General features: G+C 65.4%; 14 protein-coding genes. 9 read left to right on the top strand and 5 right to left on the bottom strand.

The features are described 5' to 3' along the window. Positions 1 to 2: 2 nt before the first annotated feature. The 3 genes from ACFYOW_RS19320 to ACFYOW_RS19310 form a co-directional block, all read right to left on the bottom strand. Complete coding sequence (locus ACFYOW_RS19320; RefSeq protein ID WP_387289625.1) at positions 3 to 1052, bottom strand: 3-oxoacyl-ACP synthase III family protein; 1050 nt, start codon at positions 1050 to 1052, stop codon at positions 3 to 5. Positions 1053 to 1122: 70 nt separating this feature from the next. Then, positions 1123 to 1959: an SDR family oxidoreductase gene (locus tag ACFYOW_RS19315; protein WP_387289623.1), complete on the bottom strand. Its 837-nt coding sequence runs from the start codon at positions 1957 to 1959 to the stop codon at positions 1123 to 1125. A gap of 329 nt (positions 1960 to 2288) precedes the next feature. Continuing rightward, a complete protein-coding gene (locus ACFYOW_RS19310; RefSeq protein WP_387289621.1) occupies positions 2289 to 3932 on the bottom strand; it encodes an FUSC family protein in 1644 nt (547 codons plus the stop codon). Positions 3933 to 4035: 103 nt separating this feature from the next. On the opposite strand from ACFYOW_RS19310, the gene ACFYOW_RS19305 reads away from it, so the two are divergent. The 5 genes from ACFYOW_RS19305 to ACFYOW_RS19285 all read left to right on the top strand — a co-directional run bounded on the left by ACFYOW_RS19305 (position 4036) and on the right by ACFYOW_RS19285 (position 8498). Continuing rightward, positions 4036 to 5400, top strand: coding sequence for a glutamine synthetase family protein (locus ACFYOW_RS19305; protein ID WP_387289619.1), 1365 nt, complete (start codon positions 4036 to 4038; stop codon positions 5398 to 5400). After that, positions 5381 to 6121, top strand: a complete 741-nt coding sequence (locus ACFYOW_RS19300) for a gamma-glutamyl-gamma-aminobutyrate hydrolase family protein (RefSeq protein WP_387289617.1) — start codon at positions 5381 to 5383, stop codon at positions 6119 to 6121. Before ACFYOW_RS19305 ends, ACFYOW_RS19300 begins: the two co-directional genes overlap by 20 nt. Continuing rightward, positions 6118 to 7476, top strand: coding sequence for an aldehyde dehydrogenase family protein (locus ACFYOW_RS19295; protein WP_387289615.1), 1359 nt, complete (start codon positions 6118 to 6120; stop codon positions 7474 to 7476). Before ACFYOW_RS19300 ends, ACFYOW_RS19295 begins: the two co-directional genes overlap by 4 nt. Positions 7477 to 7489: 13 nt before the next feature. Beyond that, positions 7490 to 8254: a 3-oxoacyl-ACP reductase gene (locus ACFYOW_RS19290; protein WP_387289613.1), complete on the top strand. Its 765-nt coding sequence runs from the start codon at positions 7490 to 7492 to the stop codon at positions 8252 to 8254. 79 nt (positions 8255 to 8333) lie between these two features. Next, positions 8334 to 8498, top strand: a complete 165-nt coding sequence (locus ACFYOW_RS19285; protein WP_387289611.1) for a hypothetical protein — start codon at positions 8334 to 8336, stop codon at positions 8496 to 8498. A 117-nt stretch (positions 8499 to 8615) separates the two neighbouring features. Here ACFYOW_RS19285 and ACFYOW_RS19280 read toward each other — a convergent pair whose 3' ends face one another. Beyond that, positions 8616 to 8822 carry a hypothetical protein gene (locus ACFYOW_RS19280; protein WP_063046497.1) on the bottom strand — a complete coding sequence of 69 codons (207 nt, stop codon included), beginning with the start codon at positions 8820 to 8822 and terminating at the stop codon, positions 8616 to 8618. A 415-nt stretch (positions 8823 to 9237) separates the two neighbouring features. Between ACFYOW_RS19280 and ACFYOW_RS19275 the strand changes: the two genes are divergently transcribed. Then, positions 9238 to 9384, top strand: a complete 147-nt coding sequence (locus ACFYOW_RS19275; RefSeq protein WP_063721623.1) for a DUF1059 domain-containing protein — start codon at positions 9238 to 9240, stop codon at positions 9382 to 9384. A gap of 55 nt (positions 9385 to 9439) precedes the next feature. Here ACFYOW_RS19275 and ACFYOW_RS19270 read toward each other — a convergent pair whose 3' ends face one another. Continuing rightward, complete coding sequence (locus ACFYOW_RS19270) at positions 9440 to 10159, bottom strand: SDR family oxidoreductase (RefSeq protein ID WP_387289609.1); 720 nt, start codon at positions 10157 to 10159, stop codon at positions 9440 to 9442. A gap of 91 nt (positions 10160 to 10250) precedes the next feature. Between ACFYOW_RS19270 and ACFYOW_RS19265 the strand changes: the two genes are divergently transcribed. From ACFYOW_RS19265 to ACFYOW_RS19255, 3 genes are all read left to right on the top strand, one after another. Next, entirely contained in the window at positions 10251 to 10835 is a 585-nt protein-coding gene (locus ACFYOW_RS19265) for a TetR/AcrR family transcriptional regulator (RefSeq protein WP_387289607.1), read from the top strand. A gap of 104 nt (positions 10836 to 10939) precedes the next feature. Further along, complete coding sequence (locus tag ACFYOW_RS19260; protein WP_387289605.1) at positions 10940 to 12100, top strand: sensor histidine kinase; 1161 nt, start codon at positions 10940 to 10942, stop codon at positions 12098 to 12100. A gap of 2 nt (positions 12101 to 12102) precedes the next feature. Continuing rightward, positions 12103 to 12756, top strand: a complete 654-nt coding sequence (locus ACFYOW_RS19255) for a response regulator (protein WP_387289603.1) — start codon at positions 12103 to 12105, stop codon at positions 12754 to 12756. Position 12757 lies beyond the last annotated feature (1 nt).

Raw genomic sequence — 12757 nt, 5'->3', positions numbered from 1 at the left:
GCTCAGGCCTCCAGACGGGAGATGGTGGCGGCGAGGTGTCCGGAGACGATGCCGGATGCCTCCGGAATCATCAGCACCTTGGACCCCTTGGGGATCTTCTGCTGCGCGAGGTGTTCGTGCAGGACCACGAAATGCGAGGTCGACGCGGTATTGCCGAAGTCGTGCAGCACATTCAGGGCTTGGGGCATCGGGGTGCCGAAGTGCTGCTCGGTGAGGTGCGATATGTACTCGATGGCGGGCGCGCTGAACTGGTGGTGGATCCAGTAGTCGAACTTCTCGCTCTCCCAGGTGCGCCCGGTCTCCTCGAGGAAGCTGGACATGCGGTTGATGGCCTGCAGATAGCGGCCCTCGTTCTGCATCGCGCGGTTATCGGTGTACAGCGCGATTCCGGGGGCCTGGTCGCTCGGCATGCCGATGCAGTGTTCGGCGCCGTCGGCGGAGGTCATCAGTTCGACGTAGTGGATTTCGTCGTCGTCGTCACCGCGATCGTCGAGCATTACCGCGACCGCCGCATCGCCGACGGTCAGCGCCGCGAACTGCGGGTCGTAGGGCTTGCTGATCTCACGCGCCGCGGTCTCGGCGATCGGCGTGATCTGTTCGCCGCTGACCACCAGCCCATTGCGGACCACACCGGCCTTGATCATGCGATCCAGTACCAGCACCCCGGTCATCATGCCCGCACAAGCATTCGAGACATCGAAATGGCGGGCCTTCGTCGTGCCGATCTCCTTGCCCAGCATGACCGCGAAAGACGGTGCATAGCAGAAGATTTCCTTCCCGCGAGTGCGGGTGATGGAGGCGGAGATGACCACGTCGATCTCATCGGGGGCGTAATCGGAGTGCGCCAGGCAATCCTCGATGGCGCGCAGGGCCAGATCGAAGGAGGATTCGTAGCCCTCGTCGCTGGAGTCGTAGACGCGCCGATTCTTGATACCGGTAATCCGTTCCAGGTCAAGGGATCTCGGCACCGCCAGTCCGGCGATGATCTCCTCGGTGGAACGGACGGTGGATGGTGTGTACGAGCCGATGGACTCGAAACGTGTGCGCAGCATTACCCCTGCTTTCTGTGTCGCATTTTTCCCTGTTGCCAGGAGTTTCGACAGCGCTGTCGTCGTGGACGCCCTATTCGGGCAGCCCGACCAAACTCGCGCTCACCTCGCACAATTGGCGGGCCCGCGCATCGTCGCGGGCCAGCCGCGACGGTTCGCGCTCGCGGGTCTTGCGGAAATAGGCACCGGTCACCTCGGCGACGCTCGGATCCGTCGCGAGGAAGGTGAGCGCGGCGGCGCCCTCGGCCGCGGTGATGAAGAAAAGGCGTTTGCTCAGCGCGACGATCGGTTGCCCGAACCATGGCAGCGAATTCCAGATGCCGGTCGAGACCGCGCCGGGATGGAAGGCATTGACCGTCACACCGGTGCCCGCCAGCCGATCGGCCAGTGCGCGGGCATAGAGCACATTGGCCAATTTGGACCGGCTGTACGCCTTTTCGCCCGAATAGCCTTCACGGAACCCGAGATCGTCGAAATCGAGAGTCGCGCCGTAGTGCATCACCGAGGAGGTGAAGAGAATGCGCGCGGGGGCGCTTTGCACCAGCAGATCGATGAGCAGTTCGGTGAGCAGAAATCCGCCGAGATGGTTGGTCGCGAAGGTCGCCTCGATACCGTCCTCGGTTTCGGTGCGGGTCTGGTGATAGCCGCCCGCATTGTTGGCAAGTACATCGATGCGGTCGTAGCCGGCTTCGACAGCCTTGGCGAGTTGGCGCACCGAAGACTGTGATGCGATATCGCATTCCAGCGTATCGACCGCGCCTGCCCCCGCGGCCAGCACCAATTCCGCACTGTCGGCGAGCTTCTGCGGATTCCGGCCGACCAACACCAGCCGATCGCCCCCCGCGGCGAGCTGTTGCGCGGCTTCGAGACCGATGCCCGAGGTGGCCCCCGTAATCAGGATCGTCTTCATGTTCGATCACCTTGCCATCTTTCGTATGGCCGAAATCCGCTCTCCGGGTTGCTTCGGCGAGTTGCCCGGTGTGCGCGGAAGGCCTGGTGGCAGCGCGTGATCGGTTGATCATGCAGATCAGCATGCGCGTGCCGAATTCGGTCCAATGATGCTGCACGCGAGTTGTAGCCGTCGCGCATGACTGTCGATAGGGGTGGATAGGGGTAGGTCGTTCCATCTGATGGCAACCGGCGCCGAAATCGGATTTCGGCGATTCCGCGGCTGTACGGAATTTCGATATGTGGTTGGGCGACAGGCGCTTTCCGCTCGATCGTCAGGCGTCGATCGGATCAGTGCGATGCGTTCATCCGGGCGATCTGTCCGGCCAGGTCGTCGGGGGCAGCGAGCAATTGCCTCGCCGGTGTCAGCCAACATTGCGCGAGCAGGTCGTACCCGATTCGACCGATCTCCGCATGCCGAGGCCATTGTTCACGCGTCCACGCGGGTTCGTCGCGATATGCGGCGACACCGCTGAGGTGATTGCCGACGAGTTCGAACTGCAGATCGCGACGCAAACGCAGTGCGGCTGGATCGGTCGGCGGCTTCGTACGCAGGATCTCGACCAGGTCCGCGGCCACCCGCAGCACCCTGGATTCGTTCCACCGCAGGTCGTGCCGGTGCGCACGCGGCACTATCACCCACATCGCGGCAACCGCGACGAGCGCACCGACCAGCGTCTCGATCAGCCGATCACGGATGGGAACCAGGATCGGTCCACCCAGCGCGCCACCGATCAGCAGCGCCAACGGCGTAATGAAGACGACGGCGATTCCGTAATTGCGCACTACGAACAGATCCGTCAGGAACATCAGCGCCATGAGCACGAGCACGAGGACGACGCCCGACGGCGCGAATGCGTGCAGCGCCGCGAACACGATCAGCCCGACGACCGTGCCCCCGACGCGATGCAATGCGCGCACGGTGCCGACAATGCGATCCGGCCCCAGATTCAGCACCAGGACGGCGGTGATCACGGCCCAGTCCGGTCGGCCGAGGTCCAACAGCACACTGAGGCCACCCGCGATCACGGCGGCGGCCAGCGTGCGCAGCGCCGTGGTCGCCGCATGCGAGCGGATCGTCAGTGACCGTCGCAGTCGCTCACCGACAGTCGGGCGGGTCATCGGCACCGGCGCGTCGAGCACGTCCGATGCGGAGTCCGCTATCCCGATGAACTGGCGATGTGCGGCCAGCAGCGTCCGGACGATCTCCGAATCCGGTTCGCGGGCAGGCAGACCCGCATCATGAACCGTGGCCCACGCCGAATGCAGCGCCGCGCCCGCTGCATGTCGCTGGGCGGCCGAAGGTTGCCCGTTCTTCCGGGATTCGACATAGGCATCGACGGCACGCAAGGCCGCCGCTGCAGCAGCGTTTTCCGGCGCACGCGCATCGCGCAGCATCGGACTCATCGAGACCAGCACCGAACTCAGCACGCCGAGCGCGGTATATCCCACGATGACCGGTACCGAAATTCCGGCGGCGGCCATGCGCGTCGCCACCGCGCAGACCAGCACGAAAAAGAACATGCCCGGCGGTCCGGCCCGCGTCGCGACCATGACATAGCTCGCGACCAGCGCGACAACGGAAAGTGCCGCCACACCGATGATTCCGGCCGTGCCGTGCCACAGATCGCCGATCACGGCACCGAGCGCCGCCGCCGTGAGAAAGCCCGCCCCCGCGATCAGCACTATCCGCCAACGCATTCGGTACGCGCGTGCTTCGCCGTAGAGCACAGCGAACGCACCCAGTGCGACGATCAACGCCTGCTGCTGATGACCCGCCGCGAGCACGATCAGCGCGGGCAACCCGAATGCGAGCGCGGACCGCGCGGCTACCGGCCACCGCCAACCCGTTTGCGCCGACCCGAGCAGCAGCGCGCGCCGCCGCGGTGGCGTCGGCACCGGATGGTGCGACGGATCGAAGGTCGGGTCGTCCACCAGGCCATTCAACACCAACCGACCATTGGGTTTTGTGTGTCGGGTCACGCGTTCGTCCCGTTTGCTCTAGCGTTGGCAAGGTTGCTGCCGAGAGGGGTTATCGATGCGTACCGGGATGCTGGAGTTGGTGCAGTTGCAGGCGCTCGTCGAGGCGGGCGAGATCGACACGGTGCTGGTGGCAATGACCGATATGCAGGGCCGTCTACAGGGAAAGCGTTGTGCGGCAAGGTTTTTCCTGGACGAGGTGATCGGGCACGCGACCGAGGCATGCAATTATCTGCTCGCGGTGGATGTCGATATGGCGACGGTCGACGGATACGCGATCTCGTCCTGGGAAACCGGCTACGGCGACTTCGTCCTGCGGCCGGATCTGAGCACCCTGCGGCTGGTGCCGTGGCAGCCGGGAACCGCGCTGGTGCTGTGTGATGTCGAGCACGTGGAACCAGCGCGTCAGCCGGTCACGGTTTCGCCGCGGCAGATATTGCGCGCGCAATTGGCACGGCTCGCCGAACGTGGGCTGCACGCCTACGTCGGGACCGAACTCGAGTTCCTGGTCTTCGACGACAGCTACGAGGACGCGTGGAATTCCGGCTATCGTGATCTGCGGCCCGCCAACCAATACAACGTCGACTATTCGATGCTCGGGACCGCGCGCATCGAGCCACTGCTGCGTCGCATTCGCAATGAAATGGCCGGTGCGGGACTGTATGTCGAATCGGCCAAGGGTGAATGCAATCCGGGTCAGCACGAAATCGCATTCCGCTATGACGAGGCGCTGGTCACCTGCGACAACCACAGCATCTACAAGAACGGCGCCAAGGAGATCGCCGCCCAGGAGGGGCGCAGTCTCAGCTTCATGGCGAAATACAATGAGCGCGAAGGCAATTCGTGCCATATTCACATAAGTCTGCGTGCCGAATCGGGTGCGGCGGTATTCGCTGGTGACGGCCCGCACGGCACCTCCGCACTCATGCGGCATTTCCTGGCCGGGCAACTGGATTGCCTGCGCGAGTTCACCTATCTGCTCGCGCCGAATATCAACTCCTACAAGCGATTCGTGTCAGGGAGTTTCGCCCCGACCGCACTGGCCTGGGGACGCGACAACCGGACATGTTCGCTGCGCGTGGTGGGCGAGGATCTGTCCCTGCGGATGGAGAACCGGATCCCGGGCGGCGATGTGAATCCGTATCTGGCCGTCGCCGCGACCATTGCCGCCGGATTGCACGGCATCGAGCACGCGCTCCCGCTCGAGCCGGAGTTCCACGGCAATGCCTACCGGTCCCAGCGCCCGCGGGTGCCGCGTACGCTGCGGGAAGCGGCGCAATTGTTCGGCGAGAGCAAGGTGGCACGGACAGCGTTCGGCGACGACGTGGTGGACCATTATCGGAATGCGGCACAGGTCGAGCTGGACGCCTTCGACGCCGCCGTCACCGATTGGGAGCGAATCCGTGGTTTCGAGCGGCTCTGAGCAGATCCGTCCGGTCATCGGCCTGCCGACCTACCTGGAACAGGCCCGATTCGGCGCCTGGGATGTGCCGAGTGCGGTGCTGCCGCACAACTACGTGCAGTTGGTGGAGCGCGCGGGCGGCATACCGGTGCTGCTGCCGCCCACCGGCGTGGCGCGCGCGGAGCTGGTGGATCGGCTCGACGGGTTGGTGCTGACCGGCGGCGCCGATATCGATCCGGCGCGCTATGGCGCGCCGCCGGATGCGGCCCTCGGCCCACTTCGAGCCGACCGTGACGATTCCGAGTTCGAGCTGTTGGCCCTGGCACGCGCTGCCGGTTTGCCGATCCTCGCGATCTGTCGCGGCTTGCAACTGGTCAATGTAGCGTTCGGGGGCACCCTGATCCAGCATCTGCCGGATCTGCTCGGTCACGACGACCATTCCGGTACGCCGGGCGGCTTCCACCCGAACCGGGTCACGACCGTGCCGCACAGCCTGGTCGCCACGATCGCCGGACCGGAGATGAAGGTGAATTGCCACCATCACCAGGCCGTCGCCATCCTGGCCGATGGCCTGGTCGCGACCGCGCACGCGTCGGACGGCACGATCGAGGCGGCGGAGGCGCCGGACGGTCCGTTCCTGATGGGTGTGCAGTGGCATCCGGAGGCGGACGCGACCGATACGCGATTGATGCGAGCACTGGTCGAGGCCGCGGTCACCTATCGAAAGGAACGGAATTCGTGACGACAACGCAGGTGGTCAACCCGGCGACCGAGCAGGTCGTCACGACACTCGAACTGGTGAGCGCGATCGAGACCGATGCGGCGATCGAGCGGGCGCAGCGGGCCGGGGCCGATTGGCGCGCGATCGCGCCGGGGGATCGGGCTCGGTTGCTGCGTCGATTCGCCGACGCCGTCGACGCGAATCTCGAGCAGCTGGCCCAGCTCGAGGTCGCCAATGCCGGGCACACCATCGGCAATGCGCGCTGGGAGGCGGGCAATGTCCGCGATGTGCTGCATTTCGCCGCCGGGATTCCGGAACGGCTGCTGGGCAATCAGATTCCGGTTGCGGGCGGGGTCGACATCACCTTCCATGAACCGCTCGGCGTGGTCGGGGTGATCGTGCCGTGGAACTTCCCGATGCCGATCGCGGCGTGGGGATTCGGCCCCGCACTGGCCGCCGGGAACACGGTGGTGCTCAAGCCCGCCGAGCTCACGCCGCTCACCGCGATCAGATTGGGTGAGCTCGCGCTCGAAGCCGGTGTGCCGGAAGGGGTTTTCCAGGTACTGCCCGGCAAGGGTTCGGTGGTGGGGCAGCGGTTCGTGACCCATCCCGCCGTGCGGAAGGTGGTATTCACCGGATCCACCGAGGTGGGCAAGGAGATCATGGCCGGATGCGCGCGCCAGGTGAAGCGGGTCACACTCGAATTGGGCGGTAAGAGCGCGAATATCGTTTTCGCCGACGCCGATCTGGAGCGCGCGGCGGCGACCGCGCCCTACGGTGTTTTCGACAACGCCGGGCAGGATTGCTGTGCGCGGTCACGAATTCTGGTGCAGCGCAGTGTATTCGACCGGTTCCTGGAATTGCTGGAACCGGCGGTGCGTGGGGTCAGGGTGGGTGATCCCGCGGCGGAGTCCACCGAAATGGGGCCGCTGATTTCGGCCGCGCATCGTGCCCGGGTGGCCTCGTTCGTCGAGCCGTCGACCAAGGTGGCATTCACCGGTACGCAGCCCGACGGACCCGGATTCTGGTATCCGCCAACGGTTGTGCTGCCCGACGCGCCGTCGGATCGGGTGCTCACCGAGGAGGTGTTCGGGCCGGTGGTGGCGGTGGTTCCGTTCGAGGACGAGGCCGATGCCGTTCGCATTGCCAATGACACCGAATACGGTCTGTCCGGCTCCATCTGGACCAATGATGTGGGCCGCGCGCTGCGGGTGTCTCGCGGTGTGGAAGCCGGGAATCTGTCGGTGAATTCGCATTCCTCGGTGCGGTATTGGACGCCGTTCGGCGGATTCAAACAGTCCGGGCTCGGGCGCGAACTCGGACCGGATGCGGCACTTGCCTTTACCGAGACCAAGAACGTCTTCATCGCCACCTAGTTAAGGAGATGTGTTGCAGCGCTTACAGGATCGAGTCGCCGTCGTCACCGGCGGCGGGAGTGGTATCGGCCTGGCCACCGTTCGCCGGTTCGCGGCGGAGGGTGCCAAGGTCGTCGTCGCCGATATCGATGCCGCCGCGGGAGAGGCCGCGGCCGGCGAAGTGGGCGGGGTGTTCGTAAAGGTGGACGTCACCGACGAGGCCCAGGTCGAGGCCATGTTCCAGACCGCCGTCGACACCTACGGCGGACTCGATATCGCCTTCAACAATGCCGGAATCTCACCGCCGGAAGACGATTCGATTCTGACCACCGGCATCGACGCCTGGCGTCGGGTACAGGAGGTCAACCTGACCTCGGTGTATCTGTGCAGCAAATACGCCATCAACCACATGCTGGACCGGGGCAAGGGCTCGGTGATCAATACCGCGTCGTTCGTCGCGGTCATGGGTGCGGCGACCTCGCAGATCTCCTACACCGCGTCCAAGGGCGGTGTGCTCGCGATGAGCCGCGAACTCGGAGTGCAGTTCGCGCGCAACGGCATTCGGGTCAACGCGCTATGTCCCGGACCGGTGAACACGCCGCTGCTGCAGGAGCTGTTCGCGAAGGACCCCGAACGCGCCGCGCGCCGCCTGGTGCACATCCCCGTCGGACGCTTCGCCGAGCCGGAGGAAATCGCCGCGGCCGTCGCATTTCTGGCCAGTGACGACTCCTCGTTCATCACCGCATCGCAGTTCCTGGTGGACGGTGGCATCTCCGGCGCATACGTCACACCGTTGTAAAGGTACGGTTGAGTCGGGCGGACCGCTGAGCGGCAAGCCAGGATTCGCCATACATCGCCGATCAGAGGAGGCTCGTGAGATGAGTACGGAAGATGGGCGATCGCCCGGGCTGTTCAGTCACGACGCCCTGACAACCGAACAGTCCGTCCAAACCGACACCGGCGGTGCCGATTTCCGCCCGGTATTCAGCCGCAGCGACGGCAGCGCACCCGGTTCGTATCCCCAGCCGGATCAAGGAAACTGAGCACGCGTAGCGCCGCATAAGTGCGGCGCTACGCCTACGGCCGTAGCGCCTAGATGCCCGTCGCGGCACGCGGAAGGTCGGCGGCGCGTCCCGACGTCGAAGAGCCCGGGACGGCCTTCAGGGAGTGTGCATCAGCTGACCGGCGAGCGTGAACAGGCGGCGGCCGAGCCGCATGACAGGCAGCCCCAGCGGAATGAGGATCAGCGTCACGCAGAGCACCGCGCCGACGAGCCAGACCACGGCTGCGAGGATCCCGACGACCGTGCCGAGCACGGCTGTCACGAGCCCCAACACCACGCCGAGCAGGCCCTTTAGCAATTGCATCATGACCTCCTGCTCCCATTCTGCGCTTTTTCGAGCGCGATGCCGAGTTCGGGAATGCCGGATTGTGTCCATGCCGCGCCGGGCCGTTTCGTCGGTCTATGCCGCTGCCGATCGACGCGGAGCGACGGACGAATCAGGCGTGTCCGTCTCGGCCGAATGACACGACAGGGCTTGCAGCTACTGGCTGGCGTTGTGCTGCGTGGCGTCGGCTAGCTCGCGCAACGCGTTGCGGAGCGCGCGGAAGCCCACCAGTTCTATCCTGCCCGGCGGCGCGTGTTCGCCCGCCTGAAATCCCGGCCCTGCTGGCTGTATCGAATGCGATGGCAGAACCTGGCGTGGGACCCGAATGGGGGTATGCACCGGCCTGGGCATGGGGCGCGTGCCTAGACTGACGGGGGAGAAGGAAGGACCGCTGATGAAGCGAAATCTGAACTGCCCCTGCGGCGAACAGATCGTCGGGACGGATGAGGACGACCTGGTCGAGAAGACCAAGGCACATCTGGCCGAGAACCACCCGGGGCACGACTATTCCCGGGACGAAATTCTGTTCATCGCTTACTGATCCACCACACCCGGCTTTTCGTCACCGCTTGTGACAAAAAGCCGGGCGAGGTGGGTTATTTGGGGGAGCCGAGGCGCGCGCCGCCGTCCACGCGTACCACCACGCCGGTGGTGAAGGTGTTGTCGGTGAGGAATTCGATGGCCTTGGCGATATCGTCGGCGGTGCCGATGCGGCCGACCGGGGTCTGGGCCGCGATTCCGGCGAACGCCTCGTCGCGGGCGTCCTCGGGGAGGAAGCTCCACCATTCGGTGTCGATCACACCAGGGGATACGGCGTTCACACGCACGGGTGCGAGTTCGACCGCGAGCACGGGAACGATGGCCTCGACACCGGCATTGACCGCGGCCAGTGCGGCGGTTGTCGGCATTGCGCCGCCCGCGGATGCGGCGGAGACCAGCGTGATCGACCCTTCGTGCGCGAGATGGGGCAGCGCCGCCTGAATGGTGGCGACGTGCGGCAGCAGTTTGCCGGAGACGTGGGCCTGCAGATGATCGAGGCCGAGTTCGCGGAACGGGGTGGTGCCGGATGGTCCGGTCACGGTGACCACCACGTGGTCGACCGGCCCGACATCTGAAAACAGTTGGGCCAGTTCATTTTCGGCGCGCGCATCCACGACCTTGCCGGTAACCTGCGGGCCGAGCTCGGCCAGTGCGGCGGCGAGTCGTTCTTCGTTGCGTCCGGCGATGACGACCTCCGCGCCGTTCGCGGCGAGTCGGCGAGCGGTCGCCAGGCCGATGCCAGAGGTTCCGCCAACGATGACGACTTTGTTGTTCACAAGATCCTCCTGAAGTTCGAACCACGATGATTTTCGAACCACCGTGCCTCGTTAATATATTCGAGGCACAGTGTCTTGTAAAGTGACCCGCATGACAGGAACCCGCGGTCGACCCCGCAGCGAGGACGCCAGGCGCGCGATCCTGCACACGGCGCTGGAACTCTGCGAGCGGGACGGCTACCAAGACCTGACCATCAAGGCCATCGCGGACGGGGCGGGCGTCGGGCGGCAGACGGTCTACCGCTGGTGGCCGGATAAGGCCTCGATTCTGATCGAGGCGCTGATCGGTTTGGCCGAAGAGCATGCGGCACTGCGGGTTTCGAACGAATCGGTGGATGTGCTCGTCGCCGTCGAGCGCCTGCTGACGGCAACTTTCGACCTCGCGCAGAAAGTGACGGGTCAGGCGCTGGTGGGTCTGATGGCCGACGCGCAGCGCGATCCAGCCCTGTCCGGACGATTGCAGGACACCGTGATCGGCCCGCGACGAGCGACACTGCGCGCACTGCTCCAGCGTGGTGTCGACGCCGGAAAACTGACTCCGGCCGTCCCGCTGGATCTCGTCGTCGATTTCGTCTTCGGCGCCATGTGGTACCGGCTGCTCAGCCACCACGCGCCGGTGAATGCCGCGCTGGCGAAGGATGTCACGAGCAGCGTCGCGACCATGCTCGCGCCGTGAGATCGCAAACCTGGGCAATGCATGCCTCACTCGCGAGGATGAGTGTCGGGTCATTCTGGCGGGGGAGGCGGTTTGGTTCGGGTGCGGGAGAAACTGGATTCGCTATGAGTTCTCCCGGTGTGCTCGCTCGGACCGTGTCCTGGTCGTCGAAGCGGTTGCACGCGTTGCCGTCAGGTGCGGTCGACATCGTGCTCGCCGCCGCGGTCACGGTGGCCAGCGTCGGGCCCGCGATCGTGACGCGTGCGCCGTGGTGGGTGATCGCCTGCTGCGGGCTCGCGTCCGCGCCGGTGCTGTGGCGGCGGCGCGCGCCGATTCTCGTATTGCTCGTGGTCGGACCCGCGATCACCATGCTGGCCTGTTTGCATGCCATGCCCGCATTGCCGTACGGAACCATCATCTGCGTGTACACGATCGCGGCCTACAGTCCGACTCGACCGCGACGGTTCGCGCTGATCAGCGTGAGTATCGGAATCCTGATCTCGCTGGTCATTCCGAACGAGAGTCCGGATTCCTATGGTTATGCGGCCATGTCGTTCGTCACGGCGTGGGCGCTCGGTACCGGTGTGCGGGCGCGCCGGCTGCAGATCGAGATGTTGGAGGAGCGGGCGCGGCGGCTCGAGGAGGAGCGGGGTGCGGCGGTCGCTCGGGAACGGCTGCGCATCGCGCGGGATTTGCACGATATCGTCGGCCATTCGGTCGGGCTGATGATCGTCCAGGCCGAGACCGGGCCGCTGCTGACCCGCACCGAGCCGGATCGCGCCGATGCCACCTTCGCGGGCATCGCCGATACGGGTCGCGAAGCGGTGCAACAGCTTCGGCGCAGTCTCGGTGCTCTGCGCGGCGCCGATGACCCGCCGCACCAGCCCGGGATCGAGGCGATTCCTGACCTGGTGGCGATGGCGCGGCGCAGTGGGCTGGTCGTGTCGTTCGACGAATTCGGTGCGCGCCGCGTGGTTTCCGGTGATATCGGAGTCACGGCGTATCGGGTGGTGCAGGAAGCGTTGACGAATACGATGAAGCATGCGGGAGCCACCGATGTGCGAGTGTCGTTGCGGTGGTTCGAGGATCGGCTGATGGTGCGGGTGTCCGATGATGGTCCGGCAGGTCCGGTCGGCCGTGGTGGCATCGGTTCCCTGGGGCATGGCTTGATCGGGATGCGAGAGCGCGTCACCAGCGCAGGCGGGCGGCTGCAGTCCGGGCGTTCATCAAGTCTTACCGGGGGCTTCGAAGTTACCGCCGAACTTCCTATCACACAGGGGAATTGAGCATGCGCGTGCTCGTCGTCGATGACCAGGACCTGTTCCGTGCCGGCTTTCGGCTGATCCTGGACACCCAGCCCGGCATCACCGTGATCGGTGAGGCCGCCGATGGACTCGAGGCCGTCGAGCGGGCTCTCGAACTCCAACCGGATGTCGTGGTCATGGACGTGCGAATGCCGCGTATGGACGGCGTCGCCGCAACCGCCCGAATCTGCGCCGAGACCAGCGCAAAAGTGTTGGTACTGACCATGTTCCACCTGGACGAATACGTCTACGCCGCGCTACGCGCCGGTGCCAGCGGATTCTTGCTGAAAGACCTACGCCGCGAACAACTGGTCGAAGCCGTACGCGTAATCGCAGCAGGCGACGCACTCCTCGCCCCAACCGTCACCCGCCGACTGATCGCCGACCTGGCCCACCGCGGCCACCCCCGCACCGACCTCACCCGCCGACTCGAAACCCTCACCGAACGCGAAGGTGAAATCCTGCGCCACCTGGCCCGCGGCCTCTCCAACGCCGAACTAGCCGCCACCCTCGTCCTCAGCGAACACACCGTGAAATCCCACATCAGCTCCGTCCTCACCAAACTGACCCTCCGCGATCGCGCCCAAGCCGTCGTATTCGCCTACGAATCCGGCCTGATAGTCCCCGGCCGCGACTGAA

Origin of the sequence: Nocardia sp. NPDC006982 (assembly GCF_042869435.1) — a bacterium.
Lineage (GTDB): Bacteria > Actinomycetota > Actinomycetes > Mycobacteriales > Mycobacteriaceae > Nocardia.
Note: the sequence above shows the minus strand (reverse complement) of the source record. Positions and strands in the feature narration are given on the sequence as shown.